Raw genomic sequence first — 24,690 nt, forward strand, 5'->3', positions numbered from 1 at the left:
TAAAACATAAATCCACTTTACTTTTACACCATCAACTCAGCGATTAACTAACTATGTTTAACTTTGCAAATTTCTACCAATTGATTGCCCAAGACACCCGTCTTCAACCTTGGCTGAATGTGTTACCACAACAGTTAACGGATTGGCAAAATGCAGAGCACGGTGACTTTGGTCGCTGGTTGAAAGCACTGAATAAGATTCCGGAAGGTTCCCCGAATCAGATTGATATCAAGAACTCTGTGACCATCAGCAATGACACCCCTTTCCATGAAGGTGAACTGAAAAAGTTAGAGAACTTATTGCGCACTTTCCATCCATGGCGAAAAGGCCCATACACCGTGCACGGTATTCATATCGATACCGAGTGGCGCAGTGACTGGAAGTGGGATCGTGTGCTTCCGCATATCACACCACTGAAAAATCGCAGCGTGCTCGATGTTGGTTGTGGCAATGGTTACCACATGTGGCGCATGCTAGGTGAAGGTGCTCGCCTCTGTGTTGGTATCGACCCTTCCCACCTGTTTCTTATCCAGTTCGAAGCCATTCGTAAGCTGATGGGCGGGGACCAGCGTGCGCACCTTTTGCCCCTGGGGATAGAGCAACTTCCAAAACTAGAAGCGTTCGATACTGTATTCAGCATGGGTGTCCTTTATCACCGTCGTTCTCCGTTGGATCACCTGATTCAACTGAAGGACCAACTGGTATCTGGTGGTGAGCTCATCTTAGAAACCTTGGTTATTGAAGGCGATGAAAATGCTGTACTTGTACCTACTTCTCGCTACGCCCAGATGCGCAACGTTTACTTCTTCCCGTCAGCTAAGGCACTGAAAGTATGGTTGGAACTGGTTGGTTTTGAAGATGTTCGAATTGTTGATGAGAACGTTACCTCGGTTGGAGAGCAACGCACTACCGACTGGATGACACATAACTCTTTGCCAGATTATCTCGATCCTAACGACCCAAGCAAAACAGTTGAAGGTTATCCAGCGCCTCGTCGTGCGGTTCTAGTCGCAAAAAAACTGTAATTAACTGAGATTTCTGACATTCTCCTAACTTAACGTATCTATTAAGACATTACCCTCTCTTCCATTCTCTGCAAGGATGCAGCTCGCATCCTTGCTTTTAAGCTTTTTATCACTAATCCTCACTCTATAAGAGACAGAGAAATATTCTTACTTGTGGCGGTTTGTCGATATAAGATAAACTTAAAAAAAACAAACAACTTAATCCATTCCAAGGTTTTCAATGTTATTACGATTGACTCCGGTTGTTGCCATCGTCTTGTTATCTGGATGCACACTTACCAAAGGCGAACAGTACCACCAAGAAACACTAGCCGCTATCCAATCCTCAGAAGCGAACGTCAATAACCGAATTGCGACTCTGGAACTGCAGATAAGCGAGCAATCCAGTCATATCGGTAACCTAGAAGGTGAGTTAGACCAACTCAAGGGAGAACTTCATACCTTTCGTATTGAAGCTATGGCTGAAGTAAAAAAACCTAAAGACCCGATTATCGTTCAATCTCCGCCCCCTGCAGAACCGACGCCAACGCACGACATCATTCTCGGTTCAATTGAGAGAGTGACCATAGATTCTATCAAACAAACTTTCGACGCTCGTATCGACACCGGCGCTGCGACTTCCTCGCTCAATGCCATTGATATTCAAGAATTTGAGAGAAATGGTGATAACTGGGTCCGTTTCCACCTGGCGGACAATACTAAATCTGAAGAAGAGAAAAAAATCTGGATTGAAGCGCCTGTACTGCGTTATGTGAAAATTCGTCAATCTACTGCAGACGACCTTGCTAGACGAGCCGTTGTCGAACTGTGGGTCAAGGTTGGGAAAATACATGAGAAAGCGCAATTTACTTTGGCAGATCGTTCCCATATGAACCATCCTATTTTATTAGGTAGAGAGTTTATCCGAGACATAGCGTTAGTCGATGTCAGCCGAAGTCACATCCAAACAGAAAAAAATTAAGAATAAATAATAAGGTAGATTATGACGTCAAAAATACCGTTTTACCTTTCAATCATCTTATTGGTGATTGCGGGCATCGCGCTGAGTGTTTTCAGACACCAGAATTACGGCGTGCCGTGGACTCCGGGCGAAACTCGTCAGGTTTGGGATGTAGAAGCTCGTATTGAATTTAATGCGAACGGAAATGAAGTCAGAGCATCTTTAGCTGCGCCTCACACACAAAGCGGCTATACACTTATAAGTGAATCTGCGTCTTCATCAGGTTACGGGGTATCGTACATTGATTTTGACTCAGGACGTCGCGCAGAATGGTCGATTCGTCAGGCCAGCGGCCCGCAAACCATCTACTACAAAGCACAATTCTTAGTCGACCCCCAAGCCCAGGTCAAGCCAATCCCACCAAGTGATGATATTGTGGCTCCAACGCTTTCAGGCCCACAACAGGCAGCCGTAAATGCGCTGATTGAACGAGCAATGAACCGCTCAGCAGACAATGTCACGTTTGCCCGCGAACTGATCAAAACACTAAACGACCCGGATAGCCAAAACTCGGCACTGTTACTAAACGACTTTGACCGTACTGACGCATTGCATAAAATTCTTCTTACCGCAGGTGTACAAAGCAAAATCGTGGGTGTAATCGAGCTGGAAGATGGCCGTCGTCGTCAAACCATTCAGCCTATGGTGCAGGTATGGTCGGGTAAGGACTGGGTTTTGTTCTCTCCGAATTCAGAACAAAAAGCTGTTAAACCGAATCTTCTGGTGTGGGACGAATCTAATGTCTCGTTACTCGACTTGGTTGGTGGCAGAAACAGCCAGGTGCACTTCTCGATGATCAAACAGCAAGTGACCCCTCAGGAAGCGACCAACAACAAAATCGAAGCTGACGGCCTTCTGAATTTCTCGATTCATAGCTTACCGTTAGAAGAACAAGCCATGTTTAAGACTATCATGCTTATTCCTATCGGCGCACTTATTGTCGTGTTCCTGCGCGTGATCATTGGCCTGAAAACATCCGGTACCTTCATGCCGGTTCTAATCGCTGTCGCTTTCGTACAGACTCAGTTATTCACCGGTATTTTCGGCTTCTTGCTTATTGTCGGTACCGGTTTGATTATCCGTAGCTATTTGTCGAGGCTTAACTTACTACTAGTTGCGAGGATATCCGCGGTAATCATCACCGTAATTCTAATCATCTCGGTATTTACCGTCGTTGCCTTTAAGATTGGCTTAACGGAAGGCCTGACTATTACCTTCTTCCCGATGATTATCTTGTCATGGACTATCGAACGTATGTCGATTCTATGGGAGGAAGAAGGCGCTAAAGAAGTAGCACTGCAAGGTGGCGGCTCACTGCTTACTGCAGTTCTGGTCTATCTGGCTATGACCAACTCTTACATTCAGCATCTGACATTTAACTTTATCGGACTTCAGCTAATTGTTCTTGCAGGTATTCTGCTGCTGGGAACATACACAGGTTACCGTTTAACCGAGCTACGTCGTTTCAAACCGCTAGCGGAGGATTAAACGATGTTCGAACGCTTTACTACGCCAGCGAAACTTCATCATAAAGGCATAATGGGGATGAACAAGCGTAACCACAGCTATATTGGCCGTTACAATGATCGTTCCAAGTACCCGTTAGTTGATGACAAGCTGAAAACAAAAATAATCGCACAAGCCGCAGGTGCAACCGTACCTGCGCTAATCGGTGTGATTCATAACCAGGCTGAAGTAAAAACTATCCACAAGATGGTACTAGATTGGCCCGGATTCGTAATCAAACCTGCTCAGGGCAGCGGCGGCAAAGGTATCTTAGTGGTTACTTCACACAAAGATGGTGTTTACACAAAACCTTCCGGCGCTACCATTGGTAAAGAAGAGGTAGAGCGTCATATCAGTAATGCCCTTGCAGGCTTGTTCTCATTGGGCGGAAAAAACGATGTAGCCGTTGTAGAAAACCTTATTAAGTTCGACGACTGCTTTGATGGCTTTAGCTATGAGGGTGTACCAGACGTTCGTATCATCGTATTCAAAGGTTACCCGGTAATGGCAATGATGCGTTGCTCTACGGCTGCGTCCGATGGTAAAGCCAACCTTCACCAGGGTGCCGTTGGTGTAGGTATTGATATTGCTACGGGTAAAGCGATCCGCGCCGTGCAGTTTGACCAGCCTGTTACTCACCACCCTGATACCGGAAAAGATCTTTCAACGCTGCAAGTCCCACATTGGCAACGCTTGTTGGAGCTTGCTTCCAGCGCATGGGAAATGACAGGCTTAGGCTATATGGGTACCGATATGGTACTGGACAAAGAAGAAGGGCCAATGGTATTAGAGCTCAATGCCCGGCCTGGCCTTGCAATCCAAATCGCAAATGGTGCAGGTCTGCTTCCACGCCTAAAGCACATAGAGAACCTTGGTACTCCGGCAGAATATCCCAAACCACATGAGCGAGTCGCATACGCGGCTGAGCAGTTTGGTGTTAAACCCCTGTTCTGATAATACCCTCTACCCTACCAGCTAGTATTCATCTTGATGATTGCTATCTTATATTTCGTATTCAAGCGGATTTACCCCTTTCTTTGTTAAATCCGCTTTTCACTTACCTTAATCAATGATCAAGATAACAGTTTGCGCCTAGATTGTTTCTTTTATGAGCGCCCTATTGAGTATGATAACTACTCCCCCTTACTCAACTCATAAGGTTGAGGTATGTATAAAAAAGATACACATAAAAATGAACCATCACTTGGAGACGACGAAACTCTAGACCAGCATTTACAACGTTTGTCAGAGATCTCTATCCAAGCACTAGAAGAGCTTGCTGAAATGATCGACATTCCAAAAGACGTTTCAGAGGAATAGCACTTTGGTATTTTCTAAATGCTAAGTGCACAAAAGCCGAGACTGTCGTCCTGCAGCCTCGGCTTTTTTATCCGCTTTTGTCTTGTGTCTTTGTTATTGCCAGGCTTAATAAACCGGAATGTCTGATTCTGTTAGCCCACTGTAATATGACTTTATTTGGTCAGCTATTTTCTCTGCAATCATAATAGTCGGCGCATTGGTGTTACCGCCGATCAGCGTTGGCATGACAGACGCATCCACCACTCTGAGCCCCTCTAGACCACGAACATTCAAATTCTTATCGACAACCGCCAACGGGTCATCCTCAGTCCCCATTTTACACGTACCTACAGGATGGTACAGGGTATCGGCACGGTTACGAATGTCCTGCTCGATTGCGCGTTCATCACTGGCATCTACCGGGTAAAGATTGTCGCCGCGAACATCATCAAACGCCTCACTCTCCATCATCTGATATTGTTTTTTCCACGCTTTGATCATCACCTCCATGTCATCAGGATGACTAAAAAATGCAGGGTCAATACGAGGGATGTCATAAGGGTTCGCGCTGTTAAGCTTAACGGAACCGACGCTTTTTGGCCTCAACAAAGTGACATGTGAGCTGTAGCCATGACCACAGTTAAACTTACGCCCATGATCGCCAACAATGGCAACCACGAGAATAAATTCAAGATCAGGAATATCGATATTTTCATCAGAGCAAAGAAAAGCTATCCCTTCGGCAAAGTTACTGGTTACCTTACCCTTTCGCTCTTTTTTCCACTCCGGTAACGCTTTACACATCTGTGCTGCCATACTCAGTGACACACCAAAGGTTTCTTTCTTATCAAAGCATTTATAGCTGTGCACTATGTCAATATGATCTTGTAAATTCTCACCTACTCCAGGCAGCTCATGCACTTGCGTGATGCCATGCTTATCCAGGTCTTGCTTCGATCCCACTCCGGACAATAGTAAGATCTTCGGAGAGCCAAATGCGCCGGCGGAGAGGATAACTTCACGATGACACCTGATCTGAAACCTCTCGCCTTTCAGACCATATTCCACGCCGATAGCACGCTTACCTTCAAACAGAACTTTGTGTGTCGTGGCTTTGGTTAATACCGTCAGGTTTGGACGTTTTAAATTAGGAGTCAAGTACGCTTTGGCCGCACTGTGTCTTTCGCCGTTTTTCTGAGTCACCTGAGTGTAGGTAACACCGAGCTGGTCAGCACCGTTAATATCTGCGCTGCGGGGAACACCAATTGACTCGCAAGCCTCTATATATCGTTCGACAATCTTACTCGGAGAACGCAAATCAGCGACATTTAAAGGTCCACCCTGACCATGATATTCATTGTGATGAACTTCGTTATTTTCTGCTTTTTTGAAATAAGGCAAACAGTCGTTATAGCTCCACCCTTTATTCCCAAGGCTTTCCCACAAGTCATAGTCATAGCGATTGCCTCTCGAATACATCATGGCATTGATGGAACTAGATCCACCTAACGTCTTACCTCGAGGCTGATAACCTTTACGACCATTGAGTCCGGCTTGTGGTACCGTCTCAAATGCCCAGTTATACAGCCGTGTAGGGATCGTAACTACTGCACCGATAGGGGCATGAATAACGATACTGTTGTCTTTACCACCAGCCTCAAGCAGACACACAGAAACATTCGGGTCTTCAGATAAACGCGAAGCTAAAACACATCCCGCAGACCCACCGCCAACGACAATAAAATCATACACCTCCATAACGACCTCCCTTGCGACTACACCGTTGTGTTACTACTCTGCCCCTAGGGTCTGTTGACCTTTCGAGCTGATTTTTGCAGCAATTTGTGGGTTCTTTATACAAGGCAGAGGCTTTGAAATGTAGTTATTCTACTTGATAAGCCGATAACGCAGGAGAAAGGAGCCATAAATGCTGCCCGAAGGGTTCGAGCTGGGCGCCCCCGCTAAAAGCGTTTTACTCTTTGTTGAGAGATGTTTGCTTAGAATGACTAGGCTACAAACGACTAGCCGTCCGCCACTCGCCGCAATTAAAACGCTTTTGACTAGGCGTCCCCAGCCGAACAAAATTTAACCGCGAAAGGGCAACAGACCCTACATCCGCCGAACTAACATATTGCTATTCTTGCCATGTTTCGACCTTTGAATCGTTATTGTAATAAAGGTGCATCACTGCTGATGCGCTGATGGCCAGTGGCGAAGTGGGCAACATCCGAGATCAAAAAAACAAGCCTTTCCGACTACCGAAACTAATCATTTATTTTTAATTTTGAATCTGGCTTACCTACAAATAAGCGTAGCATGAGCTTCTGCACCAGTGAGGTGTAGTCAGCTTTGCCTTCAATTGTTATATACATCGATTGATGAGCCTGCTTTACCGCCGCCACAAACTGCTGCAAAAATCAGCTCAAAAGATCAACAGACCCAAATTTCTATCTAAAACTATCCATTAAAAAAGCCGAGACTGCTGTCCTACAGTCTCGGCTTTTTTATATCTGATGTACTACAATCTTATCCCGCTTTCGCAACTACTGTCTCAGGTGCACTACTACCCTGGTAGAGAAATTTTATCCGGTCAGAGATTTTCTCGGCGATCATGATGGTCGGTGCATTGGTGTTACCACCAATCAAGGTTGGCATGATAGACGCATCAACCACTCTAAGCCCTTCTATTCCGTAGACAGCTAAATCCTTATCAACGACAGCAAGTGGATCATCCGCAGTTCCCATTTTACATGTGCCTACCGGATGATATTGGGTATCTGCACGGTTGCGAATGTCCTGTTCTATAGCCCAATCATCACTGGCATCAACCGGATATAGATTTTCGCCACGTACATCATCAAACGCCCGGCTTTCCATCATCTGGTATTGTTTCTTCCACGCTTTGATCATAATGCCCATGTCATCGGGGTGACTGAAAAATGCTGGATCAATCCGTGGGGAATCATAAGGGTCAGCGCTATTAAGCTTTACTGTGCCAACACTCTTTGGCCGCAATAAAGTAACATGCGAGCTATAACCATGGCTGGCGTGAAATTTACGCGCATGATCGTCAACAATCGCCACTACTAAAATAAACTCGAGATCGGGAATATCAATATCTTCGTCAGAGTAGAGAAAGCCAATCGCTTCAGCAAAGTTACTGGTTATCTTACCTTTGCGATTTTTTATCCACTCCGGTAAAGCTTTACTCATCTGTAAAGCCATACTCAGTGACACACCAAAGGTTTCTTTCTTATCAAGACATTTATAGGTGTGAACTAAGTCGATATGATCTTGTAAATTCTCACCGACTCCCGGTAACTCATGCACTTGCTTGATGCCATGCTTATCCAAATCTTGCTTCGCACCCACTCCAGACAACAGCAAAACTTGTGGAGAGCCAAAAGCGCCGGCTGAGAGGATTACCTCGCGGTTACACCTGATCTGGAAACGCTTACCTTTCTGACCATATTCCACGCCAACAGCACGTTTACCTTCGAATAAAACTTTGTGTGTCGTGGCTTTGGTTAGAACCGTCAGGTTTGGTCGGCTTAAATTCGGGGTCAGATATGCTTTTGCCGCACTGTATCGCTCGCCATTTTTTTGAGTAACCTGAGTGTAGGTGACGCCGAATTGCTGAGCGCCATTAATATCCGCGCTACGGGGAACACCAATTGACTCGCAAGCCTCTATATATCGTTCGACAATCTGACTAGGAGACCTCAAATCAGCGACATTTAAAGGCCCGCTCTGACCATGATACTCGTTGCGATGAACCTCATTATTTTCGGCTTTTTTGAAGTATGGTAAACAGTCGTCGTGGCTCCATCCTTCATTTCCCAGGCTTTCCCATAAGTCATAGTCATAGCGATTCCCTCTAGAGTACATCATGGCATTGATTGAGCTCGACCCACCCAGTGTCTTACCTCGCGGTTGGTAACCTTTACGACCATTAAGTCCTGCCTGTGGTACAGTTTCAAATGCCCAGTTATGTAGTTTGGTTGGCATCATAGCCACCGCGCCGATAGGAGCATGTATAACGACACTATTGTCCTTACCCCCAGCCTCAAGCAGGCAAACAGAGACATTCGGATCCTCAGACAAGCGCGAGGCTAAAACACACCCTGCGGAGCCACCGCCAACAACGATAAAATCATAAGTGTCCATTAAAGATCTCCCCTACGATAGAACCGAGTTTTAACCTTCTATCACCGGCATTCACTAGCCGCGCCGCCGAAACAACACACGACGCCTGAATGCGTAATCCTTTCGCTGCTCTCGTCATTTTTCATCCTTTGAATCGTTATTGTAAAAAGGCGCACTAGTTACTTAGCGCCATGCAGGCAGTTAGTGCAGGGAAAGCAGGTAACCTCCGATTTAAAGAAGGCCAACCTTTCCAACCACTAAAAACTCACGATTTATTTTTTTAATTTTGGATCTGGCTTCCCAACAAATAATCGTAGTAGTAGCTTTTGCACCATATTTCCGTACGGCGGCGAAAGAAGCTTAGTCGGGAACCAGTCTTGTACTTTTAGGACAGAGCGTGCATGGCTTAGTTCTCTGAACCCTTCCTCTCCATGATAGTTGCCTATACCTGAATTACCCACACCACCAAACGGCACTGAGTGATTAAAAGCATGCCAACCCCAGTCATTGATAGTAACGCCACCGCTATGAGTTTGATTAAGTACAACTTCTCGTTGTTCCTTATCGTTGCTAAACAGATAACATGCCAACGGACGAGGTCTGTCATTGATGTAACCAACGACCTCTTCCACTGAACGATAGCTATGAACAGGAAGCAGAGGCCCAAAAATCTCTTCCTGGCAGATCCGCATATCAGAAGTCAGGTTAGTGGCAATATACAAAGGTGTCTTGCGCCCTTCACCATCATCCAGACACTTAGTAATCGTGGCTCCTTTATCACGAGCATCATTGAGTAAAGCATGAAAGCGCTGGTACTGAGCGTCATCCACCAGCGAGGTGTAATCATTATTACCTTCTATCTTTTTATACATGGCCTGATAAGCTTTCTGTACCGCCTCAACAAACGCTTGCTGTTTTTCTTCCGGAACAAATGCGTAGTCTGGCGCTATACATATCTGACCTGAATTCAAACTCTTACCATGTGCGATACGTGCCGCGGCTTTATCGATATCGTAATCATCAAATACAATTGCTGGCGACTTTCCGCCAAGTTCAAGCGTTACCGGGGTCAGTTTTTTCGCTGCATTCGCCATAATGGTTTTTCCGCTTGCCGGCGAGCCAGTGAAGACCAGATGATCAAAAGCCAGGTTTGATATTTCCATCGCTTCCGGATGATTGCCATCTACGACACGTACCAAATTTTCAGGATAGATCTCCGCTAACATTTTGCGTAGCTGATTGGTGGTCGACGGACAGTTCGGTGGCATTTTAATCATACAGCGGTTACCTGCCGCTAAAGCGGTGATCATTGGACCGATAGAAAGATACAGGGGGAAATTCCACGGACAGATGATGCCAACGACACCTTTTGGCTGGTATCGCACCTCAAGTTTATTACCTTTGAATAGCCACTCAGTCGAGCGTCTGCTAGGCTTCATCCAGCCTTTCAGGTGACTTACAACATGGTTAATATCCAAAATAGGGCCCAGTACATCGGCCATGACCGACTCAGTGTGACAGCGTCCACCAAAGTCCTCACTCATTGCTTGTGCTAACACATCCTGATAGCGAGAAAGTTGTTTTTTAAGGGCTACTAAACGCTGCTTGCGAACTTCATATTCCGCCAATGGTTCTGCCTGATAGGCTGATTTCAGTTCACCGAACCAGGTCTGTAGTTCACTGTTTACTTGAGTATCTTCACTAATGTTTTCATTACACGTCACATTGTCTTCGTGTGTTGCAAGTACAGTCATATCTCTTTCCCATTTTACTTTTTATTAGATTACAACATTTTTATTACATCTAGCACAGGTTGCATAATGACAAAAACCGGTGATATTCGGACAAGTTTGCGGATTGGGCGCACAGAAAAACGTGCCAGAAAGCAGTAAAATCAGTCTGTTTACAGAGAGGAAGAACATGGAATACACCGCAGCTTACGATCCGGATAAACAAGCATTTGGCATCCTAGACCTACAATTACTAAAGCGATATTTAGAGCCCGATGTAAGCGTGGAAGTATTACTTGAAGGCAGTGGTATCAGTGCTTCCCAGCTCTATATCCCAGAAACGCACATCACGCTTGCACAAAAACTGGCTGTATTTACCAATGCACTTGCTCATGCAGAAGAGCAAGGATTAGGACTAAAGATAGGACAAGAAGCGAAATTCAGTGATTTCGGCGTACTTGGCTATGCCGTATTAAGCAGTAACACTTTGCTTGATGCTCTGGTGATGGGATTTAAATATCTGCGTCTTGCTGGGCCCGTTCTGAAAAAGAGAATGTGGATTGAAGATAACCAAGGTTATTTCCGTGCTGAGCAACTGACAGACCTGCAAGCACTACTGCCTTTCTACTGTGAGTACTGGTTTGCTGTCATACAGAACTTATGTGAAGAAGTCATGCGGCATCCTTTCCCTACGACGGTGATTCGTTTTCCTTATCCGGAGCCGGAATACAGCGAGATGTATAAGCAGGTATTTCACTGCGAGATCGAGTTCGACAGCGACTGCCTGGAGTGGCAGTTTGATGCAAAAAGCGTATATGAACCATTACCCGCAGCAAACCCTAGCACGTTACAACTGTGCCTGAAGTCCTGTGATGAGCTACTGGCGAAAGTCAGCGGAAACATAAGCTTAAAAGATAAGATAACCCAAATATTTGTTGAACGTCCCGGCTGTTATCCCTCTATTGAAACCTTATCTGCAGAACTGGGAATGTCTTCAAGAACTTTAAGCCGTCACCTAAAATCAGAAGACACAAGCTACCAGCAGATTCTTGATCAGGTACGCTTTCACTTAGCTCGTCATTATCTGGCTTCCACACACATCAGTATTGAAGAGATATCGGAGCGAGTCGGCTTTTCCGACAGTGCCAATTTTCGCCATGCCTTTCGTAAATGGAGCGGATGCTCGCCAAAGCAATACCGACAGTCAACGTCGAAAGAACGCTCTACGTGCTAACCAGAATGTGGATCCATCACAAACAACACCTGCATATCAAAGTTCAGTCATTCCAGCGAGCCTTAGCGAGACTAGGAATCTAATATAAGCGTGCTGAGATATTTAAGGATTTACCCATGCAACAAAGCGATCGAAGAGTAGATTCTGAATCACACTCCTTCGTCGCTGTCCAGAATGACTAGGAATAAAAAATGCCCGCTAACGTTAGCGGGCATTTTTACTTAACGGTGAAAAGTAAAAGCTAGAATTTAAGCCTCAAACTCTTCAATCATTTGCTGAGCTTCGCTCTTTGGTTTGTCTGTTTGACCAAAACCTCGCAGACCAACAACGTGTACGTGTTCGTGATCTTTAAACACCTTACGTACCAGCTTGTAGGTAGTCCCTTTCTCTGGGCTGATATTCTCTGGAGCAGCAATCAGAAGCTGCATATCCAAACGGTCACACAGTTCAAACAGCGTTGAAATAGATTTCGCATCCAGACGGGCTGCCTCGTCAAGGAACAACAGACGACACGGCACGATATCTTTACTACGCAGACGGCGTGACTCTTCTTCCCAGCTCTGAACCACCATCAACAGAATTGACTGACCAGTACCGATCGCCTCACCCGTTGATAACGCGCCAGATTCTGCTTGTAGCCAACCATCAGAGCCGCGGTTTACTTCCACACTCAGCTCTAGGTAGTTACGGTAATCCAGCAACTCTTCGCCCAGTACTTGAGGAGAACGTTGGCCCATATCGATATGTGGATTCACACGCTGGAACAGCTTCGCCATCGCTTCTGAGAAGGTGAAGCGCGCGGACTCAAACAGGTCTTTATGTTGCTCTTGCTGAGTAGACAGACCGTTTAACAGTACTTCGTGACTTTCGCGGATCTTCACGTTCAGACGTACGCCCTTAACCTGACCGAACGAGATATTCGACAAGCCCTGGTTAAGCATACGAATACGGTTTTGCTCACGCTGAATGGTTTTCTTGATGATGCTCGCTACCGACTCAGAACTGATTGCCAGACGGTTTTCACGCTGAGTCAGCTCTTCAGTCAGACGCGCCAGCTCCACTTCCATCTCTTCGATCGCTTCTACCGGATCATCGGTGCGAATGATGTCCTGTCGGATACGCTCGCGAAGATGCTGATAGACTGCGATGTAGAACAGAACCTTACGTTCAGGTCGGGAGTTATCCTCTGACAGGCGCAGTGCATCACGCAGATCATCATTGTTCGCAACAGCTAAACGTAGTGCGCCCAATGATTTATCTGACATTGAACGCAGTTCATCGGCTGACATGTAAGCTAGTTCACGTTTGTGCAGACGACGTTCAACGTCATTTTCACGCGCTAAACGTAGCACCGAGCACCAACCTGCTTTCGCTGCAACGACGAAGGTACGCAGCTCAACGTACTCTTTCTGAACCTTCTTAAGACGTTTTGCCAAACCTTTCATCTCTAGCTCAGTAGAGGTGATGGTACGTTCGTGCTCACTCTTGCGACTGCGAGAGGTGTGCAGACGCTCTTGCAACTCGTCACGACGGCGCATTGCACGCTCTTCAGCACCTTCATCAGCGTTAACACCAAACTCTTGCAGCTCTTGCTTGAACTCCTGAACCGTTTCCAGCTTCGCCTGATGTGAACTCTTCAGCGAAGCCAGAACTTGGTTGTACTGGTTCATCTGGCCTTGTGCTTGTTTCAGCTCTTCGCGAGAACGAGTACGCATTTGCTCTGCCTGAACCAGCTTGGCTTTTAGCTGCTCGCTCAGTTCGCTGCTCTGGTTAAGCAGATCAACAGAATCTGAGTAGGCAAAATAGTGACGACGTTCTACCAGATCCGACAGAGCAAAGATTTGCTTCTTCAGCTCTTGCAACTGCTCATCTGCCGCTTGGTATTCTGCTTCTAACGCATCAAACTGTTCTGGGTCAGCATCAAGCGCTGACGCAATCTTCTCAAGTTCAGAGACTGTTTTGCCGTGGTTGTTCAAAAATGCTTTGGCTTCTGACAGCTGGGCAATTTTCTCTTCTAACTCATCAAAGCGCGCTTGCAGCGTGTCATCTTCAATCAGAGCCATGTTCGGAGCCAATTTGTCGAGTGATGACAAAGCTTGCTTGCTGGCTTGTAACTGGGAACGATGTTGCTGTTCTTTCGCTTCTAAATCAGCAAGGACACGTGCGATCTGATTACGTTTTTCACGCACATCAGCCAACGCTTGCTCTGGGTCAGCTTCAAACGCCACTTGAATGTGGTGAGCCACAAACTGGTTGAACGCTTGGTATAAACGCTGCATCTTCTGTGAGTCGAATGCTGCTTTGGCGTGCTTCTCAACCACTTCTTCGCGCTCGTTACGCAATAACTCCAAACGCTGCTCACGTGCCGCACGGCCAAAGAGTGGAATTTCAGGTAAACGCGAGTAACGCATTTGACGCGCGTTCATACGCACGCATACTGCGCCTTCTAACTCTTCGGCATCGAATGAACTGTCATCAAAGGCGTCAATGTCGCCCTCAATGATGTACAAGTCTTCAGGGCAGTCATCTAGCTCAACCAGTTTCTCTTCAATATCTGACAGGTCAGAAACGACGATTGCATGACGAGCCGGACCGTACATAGCACTAAAGTACGGCGCATCATCAATAGTAATATCATCGTAGATTTCAGACAGCAGCACACCGCCTAGTGTATCTGCAAGGCCTTTTAGACGAGGATCGTTCGAACCACCCGGTGAAGCCAGACGTTCGATTTCGCTCTCTAGCTGGGTACGACGCTCCGCCAATTTGTCTTTAGCCAGAGACTGTTCTTTCTCCTGCTCAAGCACAACCTGCATCTGGCTCATTACAGCCTGGCTGTTCTCCAACTCTGCACCGCTTTGCTCACGCAGTTTCTCCAGTGCATCGTTTGCCGCAATCCATGTTGGGGCAATCGCTTCAAGCTTATTAATTTCTGCCGCTGAATCCTGCTCTAAACGGCGCTGTTCGCTACGTTGTTCACGTACCTCTTCCTGCGTCATTTCTAACGATTCAATCTGCATTGCGTGACGTTCACGTTCCTGCTCGAATGCGATTTCGTCCGTGAGCTCAACATGGAACTGTTTCTGGTATTCGGTTACCAGTTCACGTGCCTGGCGCTGCTGGTTTAAGCTCCGCTCAAGATCACGATGCTGAGCTCGCCATTGTTGTTCGTTCTGTGCTACCTGCTGAGATTCGCGCGCTTTAACGATCGCAGTTTTCGCATGTTCAGACGCATCTTTACGCTCAACCCGACCGGCAATGCTTTGTACTAGCTTAAGCGCCGTTTCAAACTGCTCTGCTGCCGCTGAAGACATATCGAGCTTGTGCTTAACCGACAGCAGTGCGTTGGTGCTTTCCGCTTCTTTACTCTTAAGCTCTGCAACTAATGCCTGCGCTGATTCTGCTGTCAGGCTGTCATCACTAAGTAACTGTTTCGCTTTCTCAAGAGCCTGAACCGCTTGTTGATATTGCAGTGCGCGAGTTTGCTGAACATCGAGAGCTTGTTGGTAATCAGCTAGTTGAGTCTTAAGGCTATCAACCTCTTCTTCAGAAACTGTCGCCTGCTCTTCGGCCATCATCACGCGTTCTTGCGCTTCTTCAACGACCATCATCTGCTCTTCAAGACGCTCATTGAGCTCTTCAAGATCTTCTTGGTAGCGCTCAATTTTCTCTTGCTGACGCAGCGCATTTTGCACAAGCTGCAAATGATCCGAAGCTGCTTGATAGTCTTGCTCTAATGCAGACTCAGAGTCTAAAAGAAGCTCAAGTTCTTCCTGGACACGGTTAAGCAGATTGTTTTGTTCAATCAAAGTCTCGCGGGAACCAAACAACTCTGAACGCAGTGACAGCGTTTGTTCAAGCTTATTACGACGGTCATTCGCATGACGCATGTAGTCAGCAGCTACGTAGTTAGTAGACTCAGTGATCAAGTGTTTGAACAAGTCACGGTCAGCTTGTGTGGTTTTGATTGCTTCCAGCGTCATACGGTTTTCACGCAGAGCCGATTCCATATCCTGAAATGCTTTCTTTACCCCGCCGTTTTGTGGCAGAAGGTAATCACGCAGCGAGCGGGTAATTGCACTGGAAATGCCGCCGTAAAGCGATGCTTCGATCAGTCGGTAGAATTTTGAACGGTCGCCGGAGTTACGCAGTTTCTTCGGGATCACACCGAACTCAAACATTTGCGCATGGTATTCAACTACCGAGGAGAACGCCTTAAACTGAACGCCTTCAAATTCAGCAACCGACTCTTTGACTTCATTAATCTGACGTACACGAGCCTGCGTCGCTGATACGCTTTCAACCAAGATATCCGTTGGTTTAACATGACTTGGAAGGCCCTGGATAACAAACGGTTTGATGTCTACTTTTTTGTCACGACCCGCCACTTGCTGCAGTTTTACCGCAAACAACAGGCGCTGGTTACGTGAGTTAACCACATCAAGCGCTGCGTAACACGCGCCCGGTTGCAGCTTACCATACAGTCCTTTGTCACGAGATGACTGGCTACTGCCCGCTTCTGTGGTATTACGGAAATGAAGTAACGTCTGGTCAGGGATTAAAGCGGTAATAAATGCCGCCATTGTGGTTGATTTACCTGCACCGTTACCACCAGAGAGAGTGGTAACCAGACCATCAATATCAAATGTACGGGCAAAGAAGCCGTTCCAGTTGACCATGGTCAGCGATTGATATTTACCGCGCTCAATCATGCTCATGCTTCACTCTCTTCTGTGATTTTTTCTTGTGTCAGTTCGTCTGGCGATTGGTCTTCATGACCCGGTTCTTCTTGGTCTTCTTCAGATGACAACAGACTACCCTGGCTTGGCTCTTGGGTATGAACTACTGCTTCACCGTCACGGATCAGACGCAATTGCGCCTCACGCATATCATCACCGACACGTACGTCAGCGCCAAAACGGAAAACCGCTTCACTGATACTGAACTTACCGGTTTCGCCGATATTGATGATCATCCCAAGACGGCGCAGACGACGCAGCGAAGTACGCACTTTCTCAAACAGTTTCTCTTTATCCAGATCCGAACCAGTTGCTCGGTTGGTCACCAGCTTCATGAGCTTTTTCTCATCCGCGAGTGAGAGCATTTCGTCGTAAAGTTCCTGATTGGTGAAAATGCCTTCATGCGCCAGACGCTCCGGGCTAAGGTAAAGGAAACACAATACCTTGCCCACCAGCATATCCAGCTCAGACAGAACGCTACGGCCGATCAGAGAAGTAGAACGCGGACGGAGATAGAAGAAACCTTCAGGTGCTTTAACCAACTCAGTGTTGTAGCGCTGGTAGAAAGAAGACAACTCAATTTCAAAATCTGACAACAGTGCATGGTTGTCTAAATCTTCGCTTGAGATATGACGCCCTGCCCTGAGCATACTATCTAGTGCCGGGAACAGAGGGTTAGAAATTGCTTTGGCCAGTTTGTCTGGCATGTGTTCATTAGTATCGATCGATGACATTCGCTTGTACCTTTGCCCCAAATTCGTTGATAGATTTCCAGTCTGGCTGAATAGCTTGATAATCCGATTCCGAATAACCAAGACGAACAGCCTGATCAACAATAATCCGGGCTAAATCAAAGTGATGAGTATATGGATGCTGTGCAAGGTAATCTCGCAGCACCACACTTAAGTCTATTGGTGTGTCTTGCTCTTTATGTGCTTTTAGCATGCCACCAATACGCTCAGACAGCTCATCATTGACCTGTTTAAACTCTTCATATTCCACTTCCATCGGAACCTGGCCTGTTACCTCGTCATCACGGAGTACCAAGGCCTCATCGCGGAGGTCGGACAGTCGCTCAGCATCTGCGTAAGTGAGATACCAAGGCATATCAAAATAATCTTTGACGGATTGACGTAATCGCGAGCTGAATGCTCGGTTCTTATCCATATCAATCGCAGTACGGATAAACTTGTGCACATGGCGGTCATAGCCGATCCAGAGGTCTATCGCTTGCTGACCCCAGCTTGTGATTCGGTCCAGCTTCATTTGCAGACCAAACAAGGCCTCCTCAATAAACTCAAGCTCAGGATCGCCGTAGACCAGCTCCTGAATATCGAGCAACTGAGTTTGCAACTCATCACTGGCCGCCTGTAGCGTATCCTGAAGCTCACTCAGCGTGCTGGACGTTTCCGACAATAACGCTTCACAGTTATTGATGGCTTCGCGCCAATCCTTGTTCAGCAAGTCTGCAATCTGTTGTTTAACAGACTGTTGCTGCTCATCCATCACACGTTGGTTAAGATCGATTTGATCAAAGATCTCGCCTACAGAATACTTGAGTACTCCGTACACATTTTTCTTCCAGTGACCCGGTGTGCCGCCTTTTTTTGCCGCTTCAATCGCTTTCGCCATCTCATCCGCCACCATAGACAGCTGGATAGACAGGCGCAGTTTTGAGAACTCGCGATGACGCACGTAATAATCAGTAATCCCTATCGCTAACGGCGACAAGCGGTAAATACTCGCACCGTCAGTCACTTCACTGACAAAACGGCTGATAAGACGCTGCTTAACCATCTCGTTGATGGCGTTGTTGGCTCGAAAAGCAGAGGCTTCGCCCGTCTCATCAAAAAATCGAGTGACGATAGCGAACGCATCATGCAGTTCACCTTCACCCAATTCATCGTCAAACCTTTCATTACTCAGTACCGCGATAGCAATCAAAAAAGCCAGTCGCTCTGTGGTCAGGTTCAACGAGAAATCTTGCTGCTTAACCCAGCCAACCAATTCATCTATTGGTTGATCTGCAGCATTGAGAGTCATCTCACTCATTGTTATTCCTGTTTTTATTTCTTTTTGGCCCACACGTGAATGTAGCGGCCCAATGAGAGGTATGGCTCTTGTCGACAAAGTTGTTTTTCTAGCGCCAATACATCTTCAAACTCGTAATCACCCATGTACTGCATATTACCTATGTAATCACTGAATGAGCGGATACCAGATTTACCACAAATACTGAACCCCGAGTTTTCTATCCACTGATAGACTTCTTCTGGCTTCAGGCCTTTTTGCGGCTGTAGTTTAAATCTTTTTCGGTGAGGCATGCCGTCCAGCACATGTGGTATGTTTCCACACACCACATTTTTGTAGACCAAACCATGGTGGTTATAGAACATCACCGAAGCGATACCTCCCGGTTTTACTTGTTCCAGCACGGTTTCTAGAGCGCTCCTGGGATCAACCAGCCACTCCATCACAGCGTGAAACATAACAAAATCCACCTGACTTTCCATGTGCTCGCCAATAGATTGCACCGGTGAATGAATCAAGCGATACTGCTCAAGCAAACCATTATTTTCAATATTCTGTTTAGCTAGTTGCAGCATTTCCGAAGATAGATCACATAAAGCGACACGATGTCCGAGCTTAGCAAGCTTTTGAGACATTTGTGCTAAACCACCACCAGCATCTAATACTTCCAGAGGTTGCTGTTCTGCCTCTAATTCACTTAGAATCTGTTGAAAATCTTCCCACACAATGATTTGACGGATCTCTCCTTTGTCGGAGCCGTATATATTTTTTGCAAATTTGTGGGCGATATCGTCGAAATTGCGGTCTTCTGTCACTTCTGCTGAGTTATCATTACGGATTGTGCCGCTATTCTGGCACAAGAAAAGCAGGAATAAAGAGGGTTATTCCCATTTTTATTGTCAATTGATGTTTTTTCGGACTATTTATGTATGTTTGAGCTGAAAAAAGTTGTGTCAGCCTTGCTGATGCCCCTACCAGCACTGTTGCTGATAGGCTTATTGGGCCTTGTCCTCATTAGTTTTACTACCAAACGTAAAACTGGCTGCTTCGTTGTTTTATTTTCTTTTGTCGGAATTTTCTGTGTTGCGTTCCAACCTGTCTCAACCAAGCTTCTTATGCCTCTAGAACGTGAGCACAAAGCATTTTTGCCAGTGTCCGGCACTATCGACTACGTTATGGTTCTGGGTAATGGCCATATCGTCGACGACGAGATTCCACCGACGTCTCAGTTAAGTCGCGCAGCCCTGATGCGTTTAACCGAAGGCATTCGCATTTTACGTATGTATCCCGGTGCAAAGTTAATTCTATCCGGCTATGCGGGTGGTTCTGAAACCAGTCATGCCCGAATGATGGCGAACGTCGCTCTCGCTATCGGCGTTGCAAAATCCGATATTATTTTATTGGAAGACGCAAAAGATACCTGGGAGGAAGCTCGTCAAGCTGCGGCGTTTGTTCAGCAGAAGAATATTGTCCTGGTGACCTCGGCTAGCCACATGAGCCGTTCATTGTATGAGTTTCATGCCGCGGGAATTAAGCCAATCCCAGCACCGACTAACTTCTTAGCGAGTGAGGAAATCACCCAGTCCTGGGATAAATACTCGCCTAAAGCTCGCTACTTAGAGCAAACCGAAGTTTTCTGGCATGAGTATCTCGGCAGTATCTGGCAACGCATGCGTGATACTGTCGCTGATACGCCTATGGTTGAGCCTAAATAGCAATCGTACTGGCTGCATTACATTCGGCAGCTTACCAGTACCAAAAAGGAGAGCGAATGCTCTCCTTTTTAAATTCTCATCTTCTGTGTTTTAATCACCAGCGAACATATAACCTTCACCATGAACCGTCACAAAAATTTGCGGGTTCTTCGGATCAAACTCCATTTTAGCGCGCATTCGTCGAATCAGAACATCGATAGTACGGTCATTAGGCGCATCAACACGATGACTGATCATATTCAAAATACGTTCGCGACTTAATACTTTGTTCGGGTGTGAAGATAGAGCAACCAGCAGCTCATATTCCGCTTTCGTTAATTTGACAGGTTCACCATTTCGGCTGAGCGCACGGCGTTGAATATCAAATGTCCACTCGCCAAAACGTACAATATGTTGCTCGTTTGCTTCGCTAGCGGCTTTACTCGACCCGTCACGCGCAATCGATATACGCCATAACAGATTTTTTACTCGAACTAGTAATTCCCTGAGTTCAAAAGGCTTGGTGACATAATCGTCTGCCCCCATTTCCAGGCCAACAATTTTATCAATGCTATCCGTGCGTCCTGTGACTAATATAATACCAATATCCGATTGGCTGCGTAATTCACGCGTAAGCATCAGGCCATCTTCGCCCGGCAGGTTAATATCCAGCATGATAAGGTCTACTTTTTCCGCTTGCAGTACTTCCCGCATCTCTGCGCCGCTTTCTGCTTCGCTCACAGTATAACCTTCACTTTGGAAATAACCCGCTAACTTACTTCGAGTTACAATATCATCCTCTACGACTAATACGTGATAGCTCATTTACACCACTTTCCGTCATTTATTATCAGAGTTTTATTCTATTCATAACTATTAACATTTCTAGTCACAGACACACGAAAAAGCAATATTTAACGATTTTGTTGACTCAAAACAAGCTTACCGGACACTGTTAATAAACAGACATATTTCCTTATAAAACTTCATAATTATAGTTACTGCTGTTCATTTTATTTGATTACACTTAAAGGACATTCGTTATTTATATTCTGATGCAAAACATAAAGCATAATTCAGGAGCCTGAAATGCAAGAAGTGAAAGCTTTTAATGAAAAACGTGCCGAAATTTACTGGTGGTTTTCTAGCTTGTTCGCCAAAGAGCTGACCGACAAAGATCTAGAGGCTTACCACAGTGTAGAAATTCGTAGTTTTTTAGCTGGCTTAGGTGAAAACGAGTCTCTGAAACTCGCGGTTAATAACCTCGTCGATGCACTAAACCGGCTGCAAGACCGTGAAGACGCTCAGCTTGAATTAGCAGCTGACTTTTGTGAATTGTTTCTTAAAACAGAAAAGTACGGTGCTCTGCCCTATGCTTCTATGTATATCGGTAAATCTGGTTTACTAAACGATAAGCCAGCGGAAGAAATGGCAAAGTTGATGGCAGATTTTGGTGTACAAGTCGATGACAAACTTAACGAACCTGCTGATCACCTAGCCGTAGAACTCGATTTTTTGGGCAACATGATCATTCGCTCCAACGAGTACGAGCAGGAAAAGCATATGGAAGAAGCCTTTGTTCAGCAGAACCATTTCATTGAGCATCAACTCATGTCTTGGTTGCCTCAATTCTCTGCAAAGTGTCATCAATTAGATGAGTTTGGTTTCTATGCCAGCGTTGCACAATTACTCGTTGCATTTTGCAAACTAGACAGTACTTATCTTACTGGTGAATAGGCATTGTCTTTTTTCAGAAAATTCTCACACCAGGTTTGCGGATTTTCTCTTGCGTTAACCTGATTGAAAACACTAACTTTTTTAGCCATCAAAATGTGACTTGAAATACGCAAAATTATTGCTGTTATTATTGCGAGCTCGTCCATATAGAGCTAAAATGTGAACGCAAACGATTAAATATGATTTTCATGTAAACCGCTGAAATAATAGCGGTTTTTGTGTTTTCTTTACAGGTTGAAGTTCGCTATTTCGCTCAATTTAGGAAAATCGGCAGCCTCAGCCTATTATATCGCTACAAACCTTTTACTGTTTCAGGAGAAACCAACGCTATGCGAACTCTGTGTGCAAGCGATTATTGCACTGAGTTTGCGAAAGGGATTAGGCAGAACGGTTTATCTTCAATGGTATATTAAGTAGCTCGATACAGGACACCATTTATGGCCACTATAAAAGACGTTGCTCGATTAGCCGGCGTTTCAACCACCACAGTTTCACACGTTATCAATAAGACGCGTTTTGTTGCAGAAGCAACGCAAGAAAAAGTTATGAAAGCAGTTGATGAGCTTAACTATGCACCAAGTGCGGTTGCTCGCAGTCTGAAATGTAACTCAACTCGTACTATTGGTATGTTGGTAACGCAATCGACTAACCTGTTCTTCTCTGAAGTCATTGATGGTGTTGAGAGCTACTGTTACCGTCAAGGTTACACACTGATCTTATGTAATACCGGTGGTATCTACGAAAAGCAACGCGATTACATTCGTATGCTTGCGGAAAAACGCGTTGATGGGATCTTAGTCATGTGTTCTGACTTAACGGAAGAGCTAAATGAGATGCTCGACCGCCACTCTAACATTCCAAAAGTTGTCATGGACTGGGGTCCGGAAAGTTCACAAGCCGACAAAATCATGGATAACTCAGAAGAAGGCGGTTACATCGCAACCAAATATCTGATCGAAAACGGTCATACTGATATTGCTTGCCTAAGCGGCCATTTTGATAAGTTAGCCTGTAAAGAGCGTATAGTCGGCTTCCGCCGAGCAATGGCAGAAGCAAACATTCCTGTGAATGAAGACTGGATTCTTGAAGGGAATTTCGAGTGTGACACTGCTGTTTTGGTTGCGGATAAAATTACGGCAATGGAAAAACGCCCAACAGCGGTTTTCTGCTTTAACGATACGATGGCATTAGGCCTTATGAGTCGCTTACAGCAAAACGGCATCAAGATCCCTGACGATATTTCCGTAATTGGTTATGACAACATTGAGTTGGCAGAATACTTCTCTCCGCCATTGACGACGATTCACCAACCTAAACGTCGTGTTGGTAAAAATGCGTTCGAAATTCTACTAGAACGTATTAAAGATAAAGACCACGAAAAACGCATTTTTGAAATGCAACCAGAGTTGGTCGTCCGAAATACGGTAAAGAAACTTAACTAACTCTCCATAAGCGCTCTTAATGAGCGCTTATTTTTATCCAGATAAATTAAATTTTTAGTCTCTTTATCGTAGTCCCATACCGTAAAAATAACATTAGTAAAGCACTGTTTTATATAATTACAATCCATATCACACAGTAACTAGCTCATGCATAATCACATCTTTTACATATGAACAAGCACCCATAAATACCTTGCAATTTTTTGAAGGAAAATCACATTTTGATCGCTAAAACGTGATGTTAATTCAAGATAACAAGTATCCTCATATGGTCACGCACAGGGCAAACCATCCGAAAGGGTGGGACGCAAAGCTTCCGGCCTTAACCATTTGATAGAATGAAAGGTAGCGGGGTTGCCGATGGCAAATATGCATATAATGAGTTTACCCTTTAATGACATTATTCTTGTATGTATTTGCTATTCTCTCGGACCTGACTTTTGGTGGCGTAATATTAATTACACCGAGATAACACATCATGGATAAACCGATACTCAAAGATTCTATGAAGCTATTTGAGCCACTTGGCACGATCAAGTCGCGCTCTATGTTTGGTGGCTTCGGGCTTTTCGCAGATGAAACGATGTTTGCACTTGTTGTAAATGATCAACTTCATATACGAGCAGACCAACAGACTTCATCTAACTTCGAGACACAAGGACTAAAACCGTACGTTTATAAAAAGCGTGGGTTTCCGGTAGTTACTAAGTACTACGCGATTTCCAACGACTTATGGGAATCAAGTGAGCGCTTAGTCGAAGTGGCGAAGCAGTCATTAGAACAAGCTAAATTAGAAAAAAAACAACAAGCAACTAGCAAGCCAGACAGATTGAAAGATCTGCCTAACTTAAGGCTCGCTACAGAGCGAATGCTAAAAAAAGCTGGTATTGAATCAGTAGAACAGCTTGAAGAAGAAGGTGCACTAAGCGCTTATAAAGCGATACGTGACTCTCACTCAGCAAAGGTTAGCATTGAACTGCTCTGGGCCTTAGAAGGCGCAATAAACGGCACTCATTGGAGCGTCGTACCTCAATCTAGACGAGAAGAGTTGAAAAACGCTCTTTCGAGATAAGTATTCAGCTAAATTTCCTTAAACTTCTAAAACCG

Annotated in this window: 18 protein-coding genes and 1 riboswitch; of the genes, 10 read left to right on the plus strand and 8 right to left on the minus strand. The window is 45.5% G+C overall.

Annotated features, from left to right (window positions below):
• The first annotated feature begins 53 nt into the window (after positions 1-53).
• The 5 genes from cmoB (at position 54) to KHN79_RS08935 (ending at position 4,851) form a co-directional block, all read left to right on the plus strand.
• Positions 54-1,025, plus strand: coding sequence for a tRNA 5-methoxyuridine(34)/uridine 5-oxyacetic acid(34) synthase CmoB (gene cmoB / locus KHN79_RS08915; protein WP_182008452.1), 972 nt, complete (start codon positions 54-56; stop codon positions 1,023-1,025).
• 220 nt (positions 1,026-1,245) lie between these two features.
• Positions 1,246-1,986: an ATP-dependent zinc protease gene (locus KHN79_RS08920; RefSeq protein ID WP_182008453.1), complete on the plus strand. Its 741-nt coding sequence runs from the start codon at positions 1,246-1,248 to the stop codon at positions 1,984-1,986.
• Between the two features lie 21 nt (positions 1,987-2,007).
• A complete protein-coding gene (locus KHN79_RS08925; RefSeq protein ID WP_182008454.1) occupies positions 2,008-3,513 on the plus strand; it encodes an inactive transglutaminase family protein in 1,506 nt (501 codons plus the stop codon).
• Between the two features lie 3 nt (positions 3,514-3,516).
• Complete coding sequence (locus tag KHN79_RS08930) at positions 3,517-4,485, plus strand: alpha-L-glutamate ligase-like protein (protein WP_182008455.1); 969 nt, start codon at positions 3,517-3,519, stop codon at positions 4,483-4,485.
• 213 nt (positions 4,486-4,698) lie between these two features.
• Entirely contained in the window at positions 4,699-4,851 is a 153-nt protein-coding gene (locus tag KHN79_RS08935) for a hypothetical protein (RefSeq protein ID WP_182008456.1), read from the plus strand.
• A 105-nt stretch (positions 4,852-4,956) separates the two neighbouring features.
• Here KHN79_RS08935 and KHN79_RS08940 read toward each other — a convergent pair whose 3' ends face one another.
• The 3 genes from KHN79_RS08940 to KHN79_RS08950 all read right to left on the minus strand — a co-directional run bounded on the left by KHN79_RS08940 (position 4,957) and on the right by KHN79_RS08950 (position 10,730).
• Positions 4,957-6,588, minus strand: coding sequence for a GMC family oxidoreductase N-terminal domain-containing protein (locus KHN79_RS08940; protein ID WP_182008457.1), 1,632 nt, complete (start codon positions 6,586-6,588; stop codon positions 4,957-4,959).
• A gap of 768 nt (positions 6,589-7,356) precedes the next feature.
• A complete protein-coding gene (locus tag KHN79_RS08945) occupies positions 7,357-8,997 on the minus strand; it encodes a GMC family oxidoreductase N-terminal domain-containing protein (RefSeq protein WP_182008458.1) in 1,641 nt (546 codons plus the stop codon).
• Positions 8,998-9,248: 251 nt separating this feature from the next.
• Positions 9,249-10,730, minus strand: coding sequence for a coniferyl aldehyde dehydrogenase (locus KHN79_RS08950; protein ID WP_182008459.1), 1,482 nt, complete (start codon positions 10,728-10,730; stop codon positions 9,249-9,251).
• 166 nt (positions 10,731-10,896) lie between these two features.
• Here KHN79_RS08950 and KHN79_RS08955 point away from each other — a divergent pair, with 166 nt between their 5' ends.
• Complete coding sequence (locus tag KHN79_RS08955) at positions 10,897-11,940, plus strand: AraC family transcriptional regulator (RefSeq protein WP_182008460.1); 1,044 nt, start codon at positions 10,897-10,899, stop codon at positions 11,938-11,940.
• Positions 11,941-12,188: 248 nt separating this feature from the next.
• Here the strand turns inward: KHN79_RS08955 and mukB are convergent, their stop codons facing one another.
• From mukB to cmoM, 4 genes are read right to left on the minus strand one after another with little or no spacing between them, the layout of a single operon-like run.
• Positions 12,189-16,652, minus strand: a complete 4,464-nt coding sequence (gene mukB / locus KHN79_RS08960; RefSeq protein ID WP_182008885.1) for a chromosome partition protein MukB — start codon at positions 16,650-16,652, stop codon at positions 12,189-12,191.
• A gap of 2 nt (positions 16,653-16,654) precedes the next feature.
• On the minus strand, positions 16,655-17,413 hold the full coding sequence (mukE, locus tag KHN79_RS08965; RefSeq protein ID WP_182008461.1) for a chromosome partition protein MukE: 759 nt from the start codon (positions 17,411-17,413) through the stop codon (positions 16,655-16,657).
• Positions 17,394-18,731, minus strand: a complete 1,338-nt coding sequence (gene mukF / locus KHN79_RS08970) for a chromosome partition protein MukF (RefSeq protein ID WP_182008462.1) — start codon at positions 18,729-18,731, stop codon at positions 17,394-17,396. The genes mukE and mukF overlap by 20 nt, the downstream gene beginning before the upstream one ends.
• A 14-nt stretch (positions 18,732-18,745) precedes the next feature.
• Entirely contained in the window at positions 18,746-19,525 is a 780-nt protein-coding gene (cmoM, locus tag KHN79_RS08975) for a tRNA uridine 5-oxyacetic acid(34) methyltransferase CmoM (protein WP_182008463.1), read from the minus strand.
• 114 nt (positions 19,526-19,639) lie between these two features.
• On the opposite strand from cmoM, the gene elyC reads away from it, so the two are divergent.
• A complete protein-coding gene (elyC, locus tag KHN79_RS08980; protein WP_182008464.1) occupies positions 19,640-20,425 on the plus strand; it encodes an envelope biogenesis factor ElyC in 786 nt (261 codons plus the stop codon).
• Between the two features lie 90 nt (positions 20,426-20,515).
• On the opposite strand, the gene torR is transcribed toward elyC, so the two are convergent.
• Complete coding sequence (gene torR, locus KHN79_RS08985) at positions 20,516-21,229, minus strand: two-component system response regulator TorR (protein WP_182008465.1); 714 nt, start codon at positions 21,227-21,229, stop codon at positions 20,516-20,518.
• A gap of 264 nt (positions 21,230-21,493) precedes the next feature.
• On the opposite strand from torR, the gene torD reads away from it, so the two are divergent.
• The 3 genes from torD to KHN79_RS09000 all read left to right on the plus strand — a co-directional run bounded on the left by torD (position 21,494) and on the right by KHN79_RS09000 (position 24,655).
• Complete coding sequence (torD, locus tag KHN79_RS08990) at positions 21,494-22,141, plus strand: molecular chaperone TorD (RefSeq protein WP_182008466.1); 648 nt, start codon at positions 21,494-21,496, stop codon at positions 22,139-22,141.
• A gap of 437 nt (positions 22,142-22,578) precedes the next feature.
• On the plus strand, positions 22,579-23,583 hold the full coding sequence (gene purR / locus KHN79_RS08995; RefSeq protein WP_182008467.1) for an HTH-type transcriptional repressor PurR: 1,005 nt from the start codon (positions 22,579-22,581) through the stop codon (positions 23,581-23,583).
• Between the two features lie 272 nt (positions 23,584-23,855).
• Positions 23,856-23,945: riboswitch (cyclic di-GMP riboswitch) on the plus strand.
• 116 nt (positions 23,946-24,061) lie between these two features.
• On the plus strand, positions 24,062-24,655 hold the full coding sequence (locus KHN79_RS09000; RefSeq protein ID WP_182008468.1) for a TfoX/Sxy family DNA transformation protein: 594 nt from the start codon (positions 24,062-24,064) through the stop codon (positions 24,653-24,655).
• Positions 24,656-24,690 lie beyond the last annotated feature (35 nt).

The organism is Vibrio sp. B1FLJ16 (assembly GCF_905175385.1).
GTDB lineage: Bacteria > Pseudomonadota > Gammaproteobacteria > Enterobacterales > Vibrionaceae > Vibrio.

Excerpts from the sequence above, each read along its gene's own strand:
- mukF (WP_182008462.1), bottom strand. The coding sequence starts at position 18,731 with ATGAGTGAGATGACTCTCAATGCTGCAGATCAACCAATAGATGAATTG.
- KHN79_RS08950 (WP_182008459.1), bottom strand. The coding sequence starts at position 10,730 with ATGACTGTACTTGCAACACACGAAGACAATGTGACGTGTAATGAAAAC.
- KHN79_RS08945 (WP_182008458.1), bottom strand. The coding sequence starts at position 8,997 with ATGGACACTTATGATTTTATCGTTGTTGGCGGTGGCTCCGCAGGGTGT.
- mukE (WP_182008461.1), bottom strand. The coding sequence starts at position 17,413 with ATGTCATCGATCGATACTAATGAACACATGCCAGACAAACTGGCCAAA.
- torR (WP_182008465.1), bottom strand. The coding sequence starts at position 21,229 with ATGAGCTATCACGTATTAGTCGTAGAGGATGATATTGTAACTCGAAGT.
- KHN79_RS08925 (WP_182008454.1), top strand. The coding sequence starts at position 2,008 with ATGACGTCAAAAATACCGTTTTACCTTTCAATCATCTTATTGGTGATT.
- KHN79_RS08930 (WP_182008455.1), top strand. The coding sequence starts at position 3,517 with ATGTTCGAACGCTTTACTACGCCAGCGAAACTTCATCATAAAGGCATA.
- KHN79_RS08920 (WP_182008453.1), top strand. The coding sequence starts at position 1,246 with ATGTTATTACGATTGACTCCGGTTGTTGCCATCGTCTTGTTATCTGGA.
- mukB (WP_182008885.1), bottom strand. The coding sequence starts at position 16,652 with ATGATTGAGCGCGGTAAATATCAATCGCTGACCATGGTCAACTGGAAC.
- cmoB (WP_182008452.1), top strand. The coding sequence starts at position 54 with ATGTTTAACTTTGCAAATTTCTACCAATTGATTGCCCAAGACACCCGT.
- elyC (WP_182008464.1), top strand. The coding sequence starts at position 19,640 with ATGTTTGAGCTGAAAAAAGTTGTGTCAGCCTTGCTGATGCCCCTACCA.
- torD (WP_182008466.1), top strand. The coding sequence starts at position 21,494 with ATGCAAGAAGTGAAAGCTTTTAATGAAAAACGTGCCGAAATTTACTGG.
- KHN79_RS08955 (WP_182008460.1), top strand. The coding sequence starts at position 10,897 with ATGGAATACACCGCAGCTTACGATCCGGATAAACAAGCATTTGGCATC.
- purR (WP_182008467.1), top strand. The coding sequence starts at position 22,579 with ATGGCCACTATAAAAGACGTTGCTCGATTAGCCGGCGTTTCAACCACC.
- KHN79_RS09000 (WP_182008468.1), top strand. The coding sequence starts at position 24,062 with ATGGATAAACCGATACTCAAAGATTCTATGAAGCTATTTGAGCCACTT.
- KHN79_RS08935 (WP_182008456.1), top strand. The coding sequence starts at position 4,699 with ATGTATAAAAAAGATACACATAAAAATGAACCATCACTTGGAGACGAC.
- KHN79_RS08940 (WP_182008457.1), bottom strand. The coding sequence starts at position 6,588 with ATGGAGGTGTATGATTTTATTGTCGTTGGCGGTGGGTCTGCGGGATGT.